The organism is Micromonospora sp. MW-13 (assembly GCF_003434305.1).
In the GTDB taxonomy this organism is placed as follows: domain Bacteria; phylum Actinomycetota; class Actinomycetes; order Mycobacteriales; family Micromonosporaceae; genus Micromonospora.
On the sequence record NZ_QKKX01000015.1, the window covers coordinates 58,323 to 72,889 of the forward strand.

The following is a 14,567-nucleotide window of genomic DNA, read 5'->3' on the forward strand; positions in this document are numbered from 1 at the left end:
CCCGCATGGCCAACGACGCAGTTGCGGGTAAGGCGCTCCGCGTCGCGCCGGCACAGCCGGAGGCGACGGACGATCCGGTCCGCGGCGTACTGGCCGCGTTCCCGAACGACCTGGCCCAGGGGGTGGAGGTGGCCCGGCTGGTCGGGCTGGACAGCGCGCCGGTCGACGGGTACCGCGCGCACCGCGCTGACGGGCCTCGCCACCGCCGCCACCGACCGGTGGGCATGATGAGCGACATTTCGAGGGAGGTGGTCACGTGCGGACCGTGACGGGACGTACCGACCGGGTGGTGGTCGTCGGCGCCGGGCTCGGCGGGCTGGCCTGCGCGCTGCACCTGGCCGGCGACGGCCGGCAGGTGACGGTGGTCGAGCGGGAGCCGGTGCCGGGCGGCCGGGCCGGCCGGCTCAGCGTCGACGGGTACGAGTTCGACACCGGCCCGACCGTGCTCACCATGCCCGACCTGATCGCCGAGGCGCTCGGCGCGGTCGGCGAGGAGTTGGGCGACTGGGTCGAGCTGATGCCGCTGGACCCCGCGTACCGGGCGTACTACCCGGACGGCTCGACGCTCGACGTGATCACCGACAGCACCCGGATGGCGGCCGAGATCGCCTCCGTCTGCGGGCCCCGGGAGGCCGACGGGTACCTGCGCTTCGTCGACTACGCCCGCGAGCTGTGGCGGCTGGAGCGGGCCGACTTCATCGAGCGCAACCTCGACGCCCCGACCGACCTGCTCACCGGCAACCTGCTGAAGCTGCTGGCCAACGGCGCGTTCCGCCGGCTCCAGACGAAGATCGGCCAGTTCTTCAAAGACCCGCGCACCCAACGGATCTTCTCCTTCCAGGCGATGTACGCCGGGCTCGCCCCGCACGACGCGCTGGCCATCTACGCGGTCATCGCGTACCTCGACTCGGTGGCCGGGGTCTACTTCCCGCGCGGCGGCATCCACGCGGTCTCCCAGGGGATGGCCGGTGCGGCGGAGAAGCACGGCGTGCAGATCCGCTACGGCACCACGGTGACCCGGGTGGAGACCGCGAACGGCCGGGCCACCGGCGTGGTCACCGCGGACGGCGAGTTCATCCCGGCCGACGTGGTGGTGCTCAACCCCGACCTGCCGGTGGCCTACCGGGACCTGCTCCCCGCGGCCCGGCGGCGCCGGCTCACCTACTCGCCGTCCTGCGTGGTGCTGCACATCGGGTCCCGCCAGGGCTATGAGAAGATCGCCCACCACAACATCCACTTCGGACGATCCTGGAAGGGCACGTTCGACGAGGTGATCCGGCGAGGGGAGCTGATGACCGACCCGTCGCTGCTGGTCACCAACCCGAGCCGAACGGACCCGTCGGTCGCCCCCGCCGGCCGCCACACCTACTACGTGCTCGCCCCGGTGCCCAACCTCGACCGGGCCCCGTTCGACTGGCGCGGCGACCTGACCCGCCGCTACACCGACCAGCTCGTCGGGACCCTCCAGGAACGCGGGTACGTCGGCTTCGGCGACGGCGTCGAGGTGCTGCGCGCGGTCACCCCGGCCGAGTGGGCCGAGCAGGGCATGGCAGCCGGCACCCCGTTCGCGTCGGCACACAGTTTCTTCCAGACCGGCCCGTTCCGCCCGTCGAACCTGCACCGGACGCTCGACAACGTGGTGTTCGTCGGCTCCGGCACCCAACCGGGCGTCGGCGTGCCGATGGTCCTGATCTCCGGCAAGCTGGCCGCCGCCCGCGTCACGGGCGGTAACCGGTGAGCGGCCGGGAGGGCCACCTGGTCGAACTGGTCGACGACGGCGGCCGGGCGCACGGCGCGGCCTTGGTGTCCGCCGCCCACCAGCCGCCGGGCCGGCTGCACCGGGCCTTCTCGGTGCTGCTGGTCGCCCCGGACGGCCGGGTGCTGCTGCAACGCCGGGCCGCCGCCAAGACCCGGTTCCCGCTGCGCTGGGCCAACTCGTGCTGCGGCCACCCGGCGCCGGGTGAGTCGCCGATCGAGGCCGCCAACCGGCGGCTGGGCGAGGAACTGGGTGCCGGGCCCGTCGACCTCACCGAGGTCGGGGTGTACGTCTACTACGCGGAGGACCCCGCCACCGGGCGGGTCGAGTTCGAGTACGACCACGTGCTGCGCGCCGACGTGCCGGCCGACGTACCCCTGCGTCCCGACCCGGACGAGGTGGCCGAGCTGCGCTGGGTCGACCCGGCGGCGCTGGAGGCCGACCTGGACGTCGACCCCCGCGCGTACGCGCCCTGGCTGGGCGGGGTGGTGAACCGCCTGCTGCGTCCCTCGGCGGGCACCCCCGGTCCCAGCGCGGCCCCGGCCGGCCTTCCGGCGGATGACGCGTCGGAGCGGTCGGGTGGCCGATGAGGCGCTGAGCGCGGGGGCCGTGGCACGCCGACTGGGCGTCGCGGTCACCACGCTGCGCACCTGGCACCAGCGCTACGGACTCGGCCCCAGCCAGCACGTGCCGGGCCACCACCGGCGGTACACGGCGGCCGACCTCGCCCGCCTGGAGATCATGCGCAGGCTGACCGCGGAGGGGATCACCCCGGCCGAGGCGGCCCGCTGGGCCCGGCAGACGCCGGCCCCGGGTCTGGCCGGCGAGGTGTCCACCGACGCCCTCGTCGAGGTCCGCCCCCTCGGGGTCCGCGACGGCGGCGGACAGACCATCCCGGTCGGCCGGGCCGGCCCGGCGGCCCGCGGGCTGGCCCGGGCCGCGATGCGGCTGGACTCGGTGGCGATCGGCGAGACGATCGCCCGCGCCCTGGCCGCCGACGGCGTCGTCGCCACCTGGGACGGGCTGCTGCGGCCGGTGCTCGTCGGCATCGGAGAGCGGCACGCCGCCACGGGCGGGCTGGTCGAGGTGGAGCACGTGGTGTCCCGGTGCGTCTCCGAGGCGTTCGCCACGGTGACCCGGGCCGGCCCGGCCACCGGCCCGGCCCGGATCCTGCTCTCCTGCGCCGATGAGGAACAACACACCCTGCCGCTGGAGGCGCTGGCCGCCGCGCTGGCCGAGGCCAACGTGGCGTACCGGATGCTCGGCGCCCGGGTGCCGGCGGCGGCCCTGGTCGAGGCGGTCAACCGCACCGGCCCGGCCGCCGTGGTGGTCTGGTCACACCTCCAGGCCACCGCCGACCCGGCCCAGCTCACCGTGCTGCTGGCCAGCCCGCGCCGGCCACTGCTGGTGCTGGCCGCCGGCCCGGGCTGGCGGGCCGACTCCCTGCCGGCCGGCGTGGTCCGCCCGGTCGACCTCGCCGAGGCGGTCGCGCTCGCCCTCGCGGTACGCGACTCCCTGGGCCAGCCGGCCGGGCACTGACCGCGCTGCCGTTTTCGCGTCCCGTCCACTAGCGTCGAGTAGCCCACGTACCCGCCCCTCGGAGTGACGATGAGTGCACGCGCCGCCCTGGCGTTCGGCATCAGCCTGATCCTGTTCCTCGCCGGCTGCGGCGAGCGGACGACCGGCGGCTCCCCGGAGGCAGTCGCCCCCGCACCGTCGGCCTCGACATCGCCGAAGCCGACAGCGAAACCGACACCGAAGCCGACCGCGTCGCCCAAGCCGACCCGGACCGTCCCGCCGAGGCTGCGTCCGGCGCCCACCACGCTCCCGGCCGGGCTGCGCCGGACCTCCGGCGGGCGGGCGGTCGCGTTGACGTTCGACGACGGGCCCGACCCGATCTGGACGCCGAAGATCCTGGACCAGTTGCGCCGGGCCGGGGCGAAGGCCACCTTCTGCGTGATCGGCACCCGGGCCCGGGCGTACCCCCAGCTGGTCGCGCGGATCGTCCGGGAGGGCCACCAGCTGTGCAACCACAGCTGGCGGCACGACCTGGACCTCGGCCGGCGGCCGGTCGCCGATATCCGGGCCGACCTGGTACGCACCAACCGCGCCATCCAGGCGGCGGTGCCGGGCGCCAAGGTGCCGTTCTACCGCCAGCCGGGCGGGAAGTGGACCCCGGAGGTCGTGGCGGTGGGCCGACAGCTCGGCATGCGACCGCTGCACTGGAGCGTCGACCCGCAGGACTGGGCCAAGCCGTCCGCCTCGACGATCACGCGTCGGGTGACCGGCGCCGTCCGCCCCGGCGCGATCGTGCTGATGCACGACGGCGGCGGGAACCGGGCCGCCACGATCTCCGCGTGCGCCCACCTCATCGGCGACCTGAAGCGGCGTTACGGGCTGGTGCGACTCAGCTAGAACCGGCCCTGACCTGCGAGTTTTCGGGCGGGCGTGCCCTCGGCCATACCGATTTGTTTCGCGGGCCGCCCGTCACGTATGCTTTCCAAGCCTCCGGCGGGGCCGGATGGGAGCAAGTCCGCTTGAAGTTGCGAGTGTGCAATGATGGCGGGGCCGCCCTCATCGTCTAGCGGCCCAGGACGTCGCCCTTTCAAGGCGGTAGCACGGGTTCGAATCCCGTTGGGGGCACGACCGGCGCAAGCCGGAGCAACACCAGCCAGGTCCTGTGGAGCAGTTGGAGTGCTCGCCGCCCTGTCAAGGCGGAGGTCGCGGGTTCAAGTCCCGTCAGGACCGCAAGCGCTGACGCCGCGCGTACCATGCGCGGCGTTCTGCGTATCGGAGCAGGTCCCCGGCCGGCGGTGATCCCGCCGTTTGGGTACCATGAGCCGAGCGGCACGGCCAGGTAGCTCAGTTGGTACGAGCGTCCGACTGAAAATCGGAAGGTCGGCGGTTCGACCCCGCCCCTGGCCACATAGCCTTTCGCCGGGCTACAGAGGTCCCCACCTGCGGAAACGCCGGTGGGGACCTTGCTATTGGTACCCCCGGCGCATCAATCGCCGTGGCCCCTGGTTGACCGCTCTTGACCCTTGATCACCGTCGTTCGTTGCACGTTCGCTGCACGCCGCATGCGAGTCCAAGCCTTCTGATGGTCCTCGGGCAGTCCAGGGCGCTAGCGTGCCGTATGCCCGTTATTGATCTGGATGTGCCACCGCGCAGCTCGCCGCCTCTGCGACGCCCGCACCCTCGGTTTGTCATTGCAGCCGGCGTGATGCTGGGCCTTGGCTTTCTCACCGGCGAGCCGGCGGGACGACCCTTGCGGGTTGATCCGGTGTCGGTTTGCGGGCCTCCTACGGTTGAAGCAGATAACACGGCGGCTCCCACAGCTTTTGGGTCGAGCGTCGAGCTCACCATCGATTCTCAGACCGGCTGTATCGTTTCGGTGCGGTGCCACACTCCTCAGCTGCTCGCTGACCCGGAGCGTTGCGTACGGGCCGCGCGCCCGCTCTCCCCGCTGCTGCCATCCCGTCTGCCGCCGACCCACACACCGTCGGGTCACCTCACTGACCCAGGCTGACGCGCGGGGCGGGGCGTGGGGTCCGGGCCGGTTGATTTTCCGCCCCGCCGCCGGAGGCGGGCGGGGCGGCGGCTCCGCAGGAGCCGTTTACCACGCCCCGGCCCGCGCCGCGCGGAGCGCCTTGACGATCTGGCCTTTCACGACCTGCGGCACACCGGGCAGACCTCGCCGCGCAGACCGGCGCGACCCTGGCCGACCTGATGAAGCGACTCGGGCACTCGTCCATGGCTGCGGCCCGCCGGTACCTACACGCCGTCGATGGGCGTGACCGGCCCCTGGCCCGCTCGGCTCTGCCTGGGACTCATGGGGGAGATGGCGACCCGCGCAACCATCGACTACCGCACCGTCCGGACGGGCCTCCCCCCGTCTCTGTCGAAGATCCCCGCCCGGAGGGCAATAGCTCTTGCAGTCCGCCAACTGTCCCGTCCGGCCGAACCTGGCACCTTCCGTGGTCAGCCCGCTTCCGAGCCTCGATCGGCAACGATGGGCGGCATGGCTCGGCGGATGAAACTGAAGACGTGCAACGAGACCTACCCGGGGGAGGCAAGGTGACTCAGCGCTCGCAGCACCAGCGGGGCCGGTGCCCCGTCTGTAAACGCCTCGTAGCCCTCACCGCTGACGGAAGAGTTGCGCGGCACAACGGCACCATTCGTGCCTACGCCCCGCCGGAGGAGTGCTTCGGGGGTGGACAGCGAGCGGAAGCCACGGGGTCATGATCAACAGCGCGGCCCTGCGTAGATGCCAAGTCAGTCCGGACAGGTGCCACGGTGGTGCCGACTACAGCCGGACGGTGCCAGGTTCGTCCGGACGGGACACCAACGCGGCCGGCCGGCCCGGCCGATGCCGGCCGGAGGTCGCCAGCGGGCCGGGGCCGGGCCGGCGCGGCCCGCTTGCGGGCCGCCGCTCCGACCGGAGGACAGGCGTGGCGACCGACGACATAAAGGTTCCGTGAACCCAGCCACCGGAGGCATCCGTGCTCCCATAGACGCGCCTTTTACACGCGTGTCAGGCGCAACTGATCCACGGCACTACGCCACGACACGGCCCCAGGAGGCCCCAGATGACAGCTTCGACTCGCACGCGCAAGGCATGGCGACCGGTCCTGATCGGCGCCCTGGCCCTGGCAGGAATGGCCACCACCGCGACGCCGGCAAGCGCAGCCACCACCAACCGCACCGGACTCTGCAACAAGGCGACCTACTCGGCGACCCTGGAGTTCCCCTCGCGTGGCGGGTTCTCCAGCTATCTGGTCACGCAGGGCAAGTGTTGGAGCATCACGCTCGCCGCCGGCAGCACTGAGCCTGTCTACGTGTATGCCCACGGGAACGGCGCGAAGGTCTTCCTCGGCTCGCGGACGATCAAGACGGGCGAGCACAACGTCTTCCGGACCTACGGCACGATCTTCTCGCCCTCCTACAGCTTCTCGCACTAGCTGACGGCCGCAATCGCCCCGCGCGCCCTTTGGGAAGGGCGCGCGGGGCCAGGGCGAATCGCGTAGCCGGGCGGTGCAGGTGCCCTGGTGCTCGATGACGCGGTGCCCCACGCTCTCCAGCTTCCACGGTGGGCGGGTCGAGCTGGTCATCTCGGCGCGATAGTCGCGCGCTTCCAACTGCTGGCGCCGCCCGATCATCCGGCATCCGGCTGCGGACGCCCGTTTCACCCGTATCGTGCCCACGTTCACCGCCCTGTCGCGTCCGCAGGTGGATCGGGACTGTCCGCAATCCGGACGCGCCCTGTCCGATTCAGGGCAAGCAGGAAGCTGCACGCTGGGGCATCAGCCGGTATGGTCCGGACCTATGGGACAGGAGATGGCCGGACCTGCGGGCGTCCGGCAGGACGTCGGGCGGTACTCGCTGCGCAGCAGTCTCCTCGTCCCTTCCTCCGCCGAACAGGCCTTCGCCGTGTTCACCGGGGCGCTGGCCGACTGGTGGGTCCGGGAGTACACCTGGTCCGGCCCGGCGGCGCTGGCGGAGCTGGGCATCGAACCGCGCGCCGGCGGCATGCTCTACGAGATCGGCCCGTACGGCTTCCGGAGCGACTGGGGCCGGGTGCTCACCTGGGACCCGCCCCGGCGGCTGGTGTTCACCTGGCAGATCGGCCCGGACCGGGTGCCGGTCCCCGACCCGGCGCGGGCCAGCGAGGTGGAGGTGCTGTTCCTGCCGGAGGGGTCGGAGCGGACCCGGGTGGAGGTCGAGCACCGGCACTTCGACCGGCACGGCGAGGCCGCCGAGGGATACCGGCAGGCGCTCACCGCAGGCTGGCACGAGTTGCTCGCCCGCTACCTGGCCTCGGCCACCCAGCCCTGACCCGACAGGCGACCGCACGGTCAGTGGGGGAGTTGGTGGGGTCGGGTGGGGGGTAGGCGCTGGCCGCCCAGGTCGGCGCGGCGGCCGGCTGCGGCGCCCGAGCCGAAACCGGTGCCGGCGAGCCGGCGCGGTGCGGCGGCGCGCAGCCGGGGGTAGGCCTCGGCCACCCGGCGCTGGACCCGGTCCGAGCGGTCGGCCAGCACGAGCGCGACCGAGGGCCCGCCGGAGTCGGCGACCGCCCCGGCCTCCGCCTCGACCAGCCGCGTGCCGACCACCTGGGCGAAGCCGGCGAGCCAGGAGCGCCGGAACGCGGCCGGGTGCTCCCCCACCGGGACGACCGCCCCGGCCAGCCCGTGCGCCGCCTGCACCAGCAGCGAGGTGAAGAGCAGGTCGACCCGCTCCAGGTCGCTGGCGAAGCCGAACAGGTGCATCGTGAAGCCGCTGCCGTGCCGGCGACGGACGCAGCGGCAGCGCAGCGGGGCGGCGACGGCGGCGAGCAGGCCGGCCTTGTCCCGGGCGTACGGGGCGACGACCTCGACCAGCCGGTCGCCGACCGGGTCGGTGGCCGGGTCGCGGGCCGCCAGCAGGGCCCGGTCCACGCCGTAGCGGGCGATCAGCTCGGTCGCCTTGGCGGTGAACGCGGCCGACTCCTCCGGCGTGCAGGCCGGGTCCTCGGCCTGCGCCAGCAGCTTGCGCACCTTGGCGAGCATGGCCTCCGACATGCCACCAGAGCTATCACACCGCCCCGGACACCGCGGGGCCGGCGGCGAGATTGATCGACCCGTATCATCGTCGCGCTTGGTGAATCGTCCGGTACGGACGGTCAGTCGACAGTTGGAGGCGCCCATGTCATCCCCGGCCGTCCGCCTGCTGGCCACGACGACGGCAGCGGCGTCGCTGCTCGCCCTCGCGGCCCCCGCCCAGGCGGCCCCCGCGCCCACGAGGCCCGACGCGGGCGCGCCCGTGACGAACCTCGCCGGCACCCTCGCCACCTGCTACGGCGGCGCGGTGCGCTCGTACTTCCAGACCGGGAGCTGGGGTGGGGAGGCCGGCACCTACCGGACCACCAGCCGCTGCGCGGACGTCAACGTCCGCAACGCGAGCAGCTTCGGCACCCAGGCCTGCGTGGTCTTCGTCGACAAGACCAACAGCTGCAACTACTGGACCTATCTCCCGGCGCAGTCCGGGTGGATCACGGTGGCCACCAACGTCCGGGACGGGGTGAACTTCCGGGTCCGCTTCTCCAACCTGCGCTACGAGTACGAGCCGCTGGTCGCGTACCACGCGTTCTGAGCGGCGGCGCCCCGGCGGCCGGTCCCCCCGGACCGGTGTCGGGGCGTCAGGCGACCCGGCTGCGCAGGGTGGCCACCGTCGAGCCGGCGAGGGTGAGCAGGCAGTCCGGCAGCAGGCCGTCGGCGACCGCCGCACCGAACAGGGCCTCGCCGGTGTCGGCGTCGGCGTTGGCGTACGCGCTGACGAAACGGGCCACCCAGCGGGTGTCGTAGCCGGCCTCGTCGATGCCGGGGAAGTCCAGCGCCGCGCCGCCGGGGGCGGGCACGTCCCCGACCATCGTGGCCGCCAGGCACCAGGCCACCCCGTACGCCCCCGCGAGGCCGGCGCGGTCGACCACCTCGTCGAAGGTGCCCACCACCGCGTCGCCGTCTCCGGCCAGGGCCGAGTGGAGCACGAGGGTCGCGTCGTCCAGCGTCTGCTGCGGTACGTCCGTCACCCGGCGAACTGTACGACGGGTGGTCAACCCGTGACCACCCGAAAGCGCCGACCCGGTCACCCTGCGTGCACATGCGGGACTAGCAGGCGATTGACCGGGATCCACGGCCCCGCCGAACAGCCCGGCACGCTAATGTGCGCAGCGGACCTTCGCCGGAGGAAGGACGACCATGCTCGTATCACACGGCCCGCGCGCCGCCGCTCTGGTGGCCTGCGGGGCGTTGCTCCTCGCCGGTACCGCCTGCGGCGCCGACAAGCCAGAGGAGGCGACCACCACCCAGGTCCGCCTCTACGGCACCGACGGCAACATGACCAATGCGTACGCCGTGGAGCTGAAGGAGCGCGCCGATCTGATCGACGGCATGAAGGGCACCACCCCGCTCACGCCGCTGCCGGACGCCTTCAAGAACCGGCTTCGGTCCGTCGATCCGAAGCTCGGCGACTACCTCTACGCCGGCGAGTCGTACGACGCGGTGATCATCAGCGCGCTGGCCGCGCAGCTCGCCGGCAGCACCGAGCCCGGGGAGATCGCCAAGCAGATCGTCGGCGTGACCAACAACGGCCAGCGTTGCGAGGAGGCGGCGGACTGCCTGCGGCTGGCCCGCGACGGCCAGGACATCGAGTACCGGGGGGTGTCGCTCAACCGGGCCGGGTTCACCGACGCCGGGGAGCCGGCCACGGCCAGCTACGCCACCCTGACCTTCGGGGAGCGCACGCTCGACGACGGCAAGACCGAGTTCGTCGGCGCCGGTGACGACTCGGCGGCGAGCACCAAGAACCCGCCCCGGCCGCGCAAGCAGCGCGGGAAGGTCCCCTCGGCGCCGCTGGTCCTCGGTGGCCTGCTGCCGCGCACCGGCGACCTGGCCCTGTCGTACCCGCCGCTGGCCGCCGGGGTCGCGCTGGCGGTCAAGGAGATCAACAGCGCGGGCGGGGTGCTCGGCGAGCCGGTGGTCTGGCTCGACGGCGACGACGGCACCAACCCGGACGTCGCCAGGGCCACCGTGGCCAAGCACATCCGGGAGGGCGCGCACGTCATCATCGGCGCTGGCGCCTCGGGCATCTCCCGCACCGTGCTGCCGGACGTGGTGGCCGCCGGCCGGGTGCTCTTCTCGCCGTCCAACACCGACGCCGGGCTGACCTCGATGGAGGACAAGGGCCTCTACTTCCGTACCGCCCCGCCGGACAGCCTCCAGGGCCGGGCGCTGGCGGACGTGATCCTCCGCGACGGGCCACACCGGATCGCGCTGGTCGCCCGGAAGGACTCCTACGGCGAAGGTCTCCAGGAGAACGTCCGCGCCGAGCTGGAGCGGGCCGGCATCGGCAGCGACCGGGTGAAGCTGCTGACGTACGAGCCGCCGGCCGACGCGAAGGCCCCGCCGCTGGACTTCACCGCCGGCGCCCGGGAGATCAAGGAGTACGGCGCGGAGGCCGTGCTGATCATCGGCTTCGCCGAGTCCGCGCAGGTGATCCGGGCACTCGCCGACTCCGGGGTGCAGATCCGGCACTGACCCGACGCGCGACGGCCGCCCCGGCAGACTCGCGGGGGCGGCCGTCGCGTTCTCGGCGCGGGTCCGGCGCGCACCGGGCCGGCCGGCGCGCGGTCAGCGGGGCCGGCGGCGGTCCAGGAACTCGGTCATCCGCCGCCGCTTCTCCTCGTCCTCGAAGAGGACCGCCTGACTGACCAGGTCGAGGTGCGGGTGGGCGGCCGGCGGCGCGTCCACGGCCAGTTTGGTCAGCCGCAGCGCCAGGGTGGAGCCCTTGGCGATCTCGTCGAGCAGCCCGTGCGCGGCGGGCAGCAGCTCGGCCGGCTCGTCCACCACCCGGTTGACCAGCCCGATCCGCAGCGCCTCCGCGGCGTCCACCCGGCGACCGGTGAACAGCAACTCCTTCGCCCGGGCCTCGCCGACCAGCGCCGGAAGCCGGTGGGTCGCGCCCGCGCCGGCGAGGATGCCCAACCGCACCTCCGGCTGGCCGAAGACCGCGCGGGCCGTGCACACCCGCAGGTCGCACGCGTACGCCAGCTCGGCGCCGCCGCCCAGCGCCGGCCCGTCGACGGCGGCGACGGTGGGCAACGGCAGCGCCCGGATCCGGGCGAAGGCCGCGGAGTTGATCGCGGCGAGCGCGTCCAGCCGGCCCCGCTCGCGGAGCTGGCCGATGTCCGCCCCACCAGCGAAGATCCCCTCCGCGCCGCCGGTGAGCAGCAGCAGGCGGGGCCGCGCCTCCAGCTCGGCGCAGACGGCGTGCAGCTCGCCGATCAGGTCGGCGTCGATCGCGTTGCGCTTCTCCGGCCGGTCCAACGTCACCACCAGCCGGTCCGGCCGCTCGTCGATCCGTAGCCCACTCACCGCTTCTCGCCCCCTTCCCAGCGGTAGAAGCCCTGCCCGGACTTCCTGCCCAGCCTGCCGTCGGCGACCATCCGCTCCAGCAGCGGCGGCGGCGCGTACCGGTCCCCATACGCGGCCTGGAGGGTGCGGGCGATGTCGAGCCGGACGTCCAGCCCGACCAGGTCGGTCAGCTCCAGCGGGCCCACCGGATGCCGGTAGCCGAGCACCATCGCCTTGTCGATGTCGGCCGGCTCGGCCACCCCGTCGGCGACCATCCGGATCGCCTCCAGCCCGAGGGCCACCCCGAGCCGGGAGGTGGCGAAGCCGGGCAGGTCGCGTACGACGACGGGGTCCTTGCCCAGCCGTCCGGCGAGCGCGACGGCCGCCACGGTGGTCTCCTCGGCGGTGGCCGGGCCGACCACGACCTCCAGCAGCGCCATGGCCCAGACGGGGTTGAAGAAGTGCAGCCCGACGAAGTGCTCCGGCCGGTCCAGCCCGGCGGCCAGCTCCCCGATGGAAATGCTGGAGGTGTTGCTGCCCAGCAGCGCGGGGCGCAGCGCGGCGGCCTCCCGCAGGACGGCGCGCTTGAGTTCCGCCCGCTCCGGCACGGCCTCCACGACCACGTCGGGCTCGGGCGCGACGGCGCCGAGGGAGGCGACCAGCGTCAGCCGCCCCCGGTTGGCCGCCGCCTCGTCGGCGGCGAGCTTCCCCCGCCGGACGGCCCGCTCCCACAGCTCACCGAGCCGCGCCTCGGCGGCGGTCGCCCGGTCGGGGTCGACCTCGACCAGTTCGACGCGGTATCCCGCGCCGGCCGCCACGTAGGCGATGCCGAGGCCCATCGTGCCGGCCCCGACGACGACAAAACGACTCATCACGTCTCCTCGCTGCGCGCGGCGACGCGCGGGGTCTCCGCCGCGCCGGGCCGCCCGCTCCGCTGGCTCATGGGTGCGACCCTATGCAGCACCGGCACCGGCGGCATGCGTGGGGGCGCGCCGAACCGGGTACTGCGGCCGTCAACCGAGGGAAGGACCGGAACATGAGCCAGGCACCGGAGAGCGGGCAGCACGCGGAGACCGTGGAGACCCGCGGCGACGAGCGGGTCGACCTGCTCCGCGCCGACACCAACAACGACGGCAAGACCGACGTCTGGGTCGTCGACACCGACGGCGACGGCCGGGCCGACCTGTTCCAGTTCGACACCGACGGCGACGGCAAGGTGGACATCACCATGGTCGACATCGACGAGGACGGCACCCCCGACGAGGTGGTCGACGGCGACGGTGGCCTCCCGCCCGAGCCGCTTCCCCCGACCGTCCAGGTCTGAGGCGTGTGGACGGGGTCCCTGTCGAGGCTTCCGGCCGGCAGGGGCCCCTTCCGCGCACCCGGGCCGCCCGCGCCCCGGTCAGCCGGCCAGCGTCAGGGTCGCCAGGTAGTACGGGGCGTCCCGGTCGTCCACGTCGGTCAGTCGCCAGGGGGTGCCCCGGACCAGGTCGGCCAGCTCGGCCACCGAGCAGACCAGGTAGTCGAACCACCCGGTGCCCAGTTCCCGGTACCGCAGCCGCAGTCGTAGCTGGCCGCCGAGCCGGCCGCGGCGCCGGTTGAGTTCGTGGTAGCCGGTGTGCACCGGGTCGGTGGTGCCGTACGGGTCTGTGCCGTGCGCGATGACCTGCGCGCCGGGGCGGGCCAGCGCGGCGAGGGCGGCGAGGAACGCCGGCGCCCGGTCCCGCCCCTCGATCAGCCCGAGGTTGTTGCCGAGCAGCAGGAAGGTGTCGTATCGCCGGCCGGCGGCGACGTGCTCGTCGACCGTGCCGTGCACCAGGTCCCGTACTCCGCGCCGGCGGCACACCCTCAGCGCGCCGAGCGAGGTGTCCAGCCCGGTCACCGGCACCCCGCGCTCCTGGAGCAGCAGCGCGATCCGGCCGCCGCCGATCCCGACGTCCAGCGTCTCGCCCCGGACCCGGTCCACCGCCCGGTGGTCGTACGGCTGCCACTCGGCGGGGCCGGCCAGGTAGTGGGCGGCGGGCGCGCCGTTGATCAGGCCGTCGTCCCGCTCGATGATCTCGATGACGGGTCGGGGCAGCCGCCCGCCGGCCATCGGCCGGGGGCCGATGCCGGTCTGTACGGCGAGCGCGTCGCGCAGCAGCTCGCCGAAGACGTCGCCGATCGTGGGTTCCCCGGTCACGGGGTTCACGCTAACCCCACTGGCGTCACGCCGCGCGGTCGTATCCTTGCGGCGTGACCACCTTGGACCGCCTGGCCGCGGAGAAGTACGTGCTGTTGACCACGTTCCGCAGGGACGGGCGGGCGGTGCCCACCCCGGTGTGGGCCGTCCGCGACGGCGACGCGCTGGCCGCCTGGACCGTCACCGACTCGGGCAAGGTGAAGCGGATCCGGCGCAGCGGCGAGGTGACGGTGGCCCCGTGCGACCTGCGGGGCCGGCCGCACGGCGAGGCGGTTTCCGGCCACGCGACCATCTGCGGCCCGGCGGACACCCGCCGGATCCGCGAGCTGCTGAAGCAGAAGTACCGGCTGGTGGGTCGGCTCAGCCTGCTGGGCAGCCGGCTGCGGCGGGGGGAGCGGGGGACGGTGGGCATCCGGATCAGCCTCGCGGAGTGACCGCCCGGGCCGGACACGGAATCAGGGCGGCGGACCGTGTCCGCCGCCCTGATTCGTACGTCTGTAGAATCCCCGTTGGTCAGTCTCCCTGGCGCTGCTGGGGGATCTGCCCCTGCAGTAGAGCCCGAACCTCCGACTCGCGGTAACGGCGGTGCCCCCCCAGGGTCCGGATGGCGCTGAGCTTGCCTGCCTTCGCCCACCGGGTCACCGTCTTCGGGTCGACACGGAACATCGACGCCACCTCGGCCGGTGTGAGCAGCGGCTCCGGTTCGTGCGTTCGCGATGCCATATCGGTCACTCCTCCACAG

At 73.5% G+C, this 14,567-nt stretch carries 17 protein-coding genes and 3 tRNA genes; 14 read left to right on the top strand and 6 right to left on the bottom strand.

From position 1 onward, the window contains the following. Positions 1–5 precede the first annotated feature (5 nt). The 10 genes from C5N14_RS33010 (at position 6) to C5N14_RS10750 (ending at position 7,591) form a co-directional block, all read left to right on the top strand. Positions 6–269 (top strand): hypothetical protein, encoded by a 264-nt coding sequence (locus tag C5N14_RS33010; protein WP_243639426.1) that lies wholly within the window; start codon positions 6–8, stop codon positions 267–269. Beyond that, complete coding sequence (gene crtI / locus C5N14_RS10710) at positions 257–1,738, top strand: phytoene desaturase family protein (protein WP_117667929.1); 1,482 nt, start codon at positions 257–259, stop codon at positions 1,736–1,738. The genes C5N14_RS33010 and crtI overlap by 13 nt, the downstream gene beginning before the upstream one ends. Then, entirely contained in the window at positions 1,735–2,346 is a 612-nt protein-coding gene (gene idi / locus C5N14_RS10715) for an isopentenyl-diphosphate Delta-isomerase (protein ID WP_117667930.1), read from the top strand. Before crtI ends, idi begins: the two co-directional genes overlap by 4 nt. Next, positions 2,336–3,295 (top strand): MerR family transcriptional regulator, encoded by a 960-nt coding sequence (locus C5N14_RS10720; RefSeq protein ID WP_117667931.1) that lies wholly within the window; start codon positions 2,336–2,338, stop codon positions 3,293–3,295. The genes idi and C5N14_RS10720 overlap by 11 nt, the downstream gene beginning before the upstream one ends. 69 nt (positions 3,296–3,364) lie before the next feature. Further along, positions 3,365–4,171 (top strand): polysaccharide deacetylase family protein, encoded by an 807-nt coding sequence (locus C5N14_RS10725; RefSeq protein WP_117668014.1) that lies wholly within the window; start codon positions 3,365–3,367, stop codon positions 4,169–4,171. 155 nt (positions 4,172–4,326) lie between these two features. Continuing rightward, a tRNA-Glu gene (locus tag C5N14_RS10730) sits at positions 4,327–4,399 on the top strand. Positions 4,400–4,430: 31 nt separating this feature from the next. Further along, positions 4,431–4,504: transfer RNA gene (locus C5N14_RS10735), tRNA-Asp, on the top strand. A gap of 103 nt (positions 4,505–4,607) precedes the next feature. After that, a tRNA-Phe gene (locus tag C5N14_RS10740) sits at positions 4,608–4,681 on the top strand. 1,664 nt (positions 4,682–6,345) lie between these two features. After that, positions 6,346–6,717: a hypothetical protein gene (locus C5N14_RS10745; protein ID WP_128763554.1), complete on the top strand. Its 372-nt coding sequence runs from the start codon at positions 6,346–6,348 to the stop codon at positions 6,715–6,717. Positions 6,718–7,081: 364 nt separating this feature from the next. Beyond that, positions 7,082–7,591 (top strand): SRPBCC family protein, encoded by a 510-nt coding sequence (locus C5N14_RS10750; RefSeq protein ID WP_117667933.1) that lies wholly within the window; start codon positions 7,082–7,084, stop codon positions 7,589–7,591. 20 nt (positions 7,592–7,611) lie between these two features. Here the strand turns inward: C5N14_RS10750 and C5N14_RS10755 are convergent, their stop codons facing one another. Then, positions 7,612–8,313, bottom strand: coding sequence for a DUF2786 domain-containing protein (locus C5N14_RS10755; RefSeq protein WP_117667934.1), 702 nt, complete (start codon positions 8,311–8,313; stop codon positions 7,612–7,614). A gap of 124 nt (positions 8,314–8,437) precedes the next feature. On the opposite strand from C5N14_RS10755, the gene C5N14_RS10760 reads away from it, so the two are divergent. Continuing rightward, on the top strand, positions 8,438–8,884 hold the full coding sequence (locus tag C5N14_RS10760) for a hypothetical protein (protein ID WP_117667935.1): 447 nt from the start codon (positions 8,438–8,440) through the stop codon (positions 8,882–8,884). A gap of 46 nt (positions 8,885–8,930) precedes the next feature. Here C5N14_RS10760 and C5N14_RS10765 read toward each other — a convergent pair whose 3' ends face one another. Further along, the gene (locus C5N14_RS10765; protein WP_117667936.1) at positions 8,931–9,320 is read right to left on the bottom strand and encodes a hypothetical protein; all 390 of its coding nucleotides are present in this window, start codon (positions 9,318–9,320) and stop codon (positions 8,931–8,933) included. A 169-nt stretch (positions 9,321–9,489) separates the two neighbouring features. Here C5N14_RS10765 and C5N14_RS10770 point away from each other — a divergent pair, with 169 nt between their 5' ends. After that, positions 9,490–10,827 carry an ABC transporter substrate-binding protein gene (locus C5N14_RS10770; protein ID WP_117667937.1) on the top strand — a complete coding sequence of 446 codons (1,338 nt, stop codon included), beginning with the start codon at positions 9,490–9,492 and terminating at the stop codon, positions 10,825–10,827. A 93-nt stretch (positions 10,828–10,920) separates the two neighbouring features. Here C5N14_RS10770 and C5N14_RS10775 read toward each other — a convergent pair whose 3' ends face one another. Then, positions 10,921–11,664 (bottom strand): enoyl-CoA hydratase/isomerase family protein, encoded by a 744-nt coding sequence (locus tag C5N14_RS10775; protein WP_117667938.1) that lies wholly within the window; start codon positions 11,662–11,664, stop codon positions 10,921–10,923. Continuing rightward, the gene (locus C5N14_RS10780; protein WP_117667939.1) at positions 11,661–12,518 is read right to left on the bottom strand and encodes a 3-hydroxyacyl-CoA dehydrogenase family protein; all 858 of its coding nucleotides are present in this window, start codon (positions 12,516–12,518) and stop codon (positions 11,661–11,663) included. The genes C5N14_RS10775 and C5N14_RS10780 overlap by 4 nt, the downstream gene beginning before the upstream one ends. A gap of 161 nt (positions 12,519–12,679) precedes the next feature. Here C5N14_RS10780 and C5N14_RS10785 point away from each other — a divergent pair, with 161 nt between their 5' ends. Beyond that, positions 12,680–12,967, top strand: a complete 288-nt coding sequence (locus C5N14_RS10785; protein WP_117667940.1) for a hypothetical protein — start codon at positions 12,680–12,682, stop codon at positions 12,965–12,967. Positions 12,968–13,045: 78 nt separating this feature from the next. On the opposite strand, the gene C5N14_RS10790 is transcribed toward C5N14_RS10785, so the two are convergent. Then, a complete protein-coding gene (locus C5N14_RS10790; protein ID WP_117668015.1) occupies positions 13,046–13,825 on the bottom strand; it encodes a bifunctional 2-polyprenyl-6-hydroxyphenol methylase/3-demethylubiquinol 3-O-methyltransferase UbiG in 780 nt (259 codons plus the stop codon). Positions 13,826–13,878: 53 nt separating this feature from the next. Between C5N14_RS10790 and C5N14_RS10795 the strand changes: the two genes are divergently transcribed. After that, complete coding sequence (locus C5N14_RS10795; RefSeq protein ID WP_117667941.1) at positions 13,879–14,259, top strand: PPOX class F420-dependent oxidoreductase; 381 nt, start codon at positions 13,879–13,881, stop codon at positions 14,257–14,259. 79 nt (positions 14,260–14,338) lie between these two features. Here C5N14_RS10795 and C5N14_RS10800 read toward each other — a convergent pair whose 3' ends face one another. Further along, positions 14,339–14,548 (bottom strand): BldC family transcriptional regulator, encoded by a 210-nt coding sequence (locus C5N14_RS10800; protein ID WP_007073996.1) that lies wholly within the window; start codon positions 14,546–14,548, stop codon positions 14,339–14,341. Positions 14,549–14,567 lie beyond the last annotated feature (19 nt).

Bases quoted from the DNA above. Each gene is read 5' to 3' on its own strand.
- C5N14_RS10785 (WP_117667940.1), top strand. From the start codon at position 12,680: ATGAGCCAGGCACCGGAGAGCGGGCAGCACGCGGAGACCGTGGAGACC.
- C5N14_RS10800 (WP_007073996.1), bottom strand. From the start codon at position 14,548: ATGGCATCGCGAACGCACGAACCGGAGCCGCTGCTCACACCGGCCGAG.
- C5N14_RS10770 (WP_117667937.1), top strand. From the start codon at position 9,490: ATGCTCGTATCACACGGCCCGCGCGCCGCCGCTCTGGTGGCCTGCGGG.
- C5N14_RS10725 (WP_117668014.1), top strand. From the start codon at position 3,365: ATGAGTGCACGCGCCGCCCTGGCGTTCGGCATCAGCCTGATCCTGTTC.
- C5N14_RS10745 (WP_128763554.1), top strand. From the start codon at position 6,346: ATGACAGCTTCGACTCGCACGCGCAAGGCATGGCGACCGGTCCTGATC.
- C5N14_RS33010 (WP_243639426.1), top strand. From the start codon at position 6: ATGGCCAACGACGCAGTTGCGGGTAAGGCGCTCCGCGTCGCGCCGGCA.
- C5N14_RS10755 (WP_117667934.1), bottom strand. From the start codon at position 8,313: ATGTCGGAGGCCATGCTCGCCAAGGTGCGCAAGCTGCTGGCGCAGGCC.
- C5N14_RS10750 (WP_117667933.1), top strand. From the start codon at position 7,082: ATGGGACAGGAGATGGCCGGACCTGCGGGCGTCCGGCAGGACGTCGGG.
- C5N14_RS10760 (WP_117667935.1), top strand. From the start codon at position 8,438: ATGTCATCCCCGGCCGTCCGCCTGCTGGCCACGACGACGGCAGCGGCG.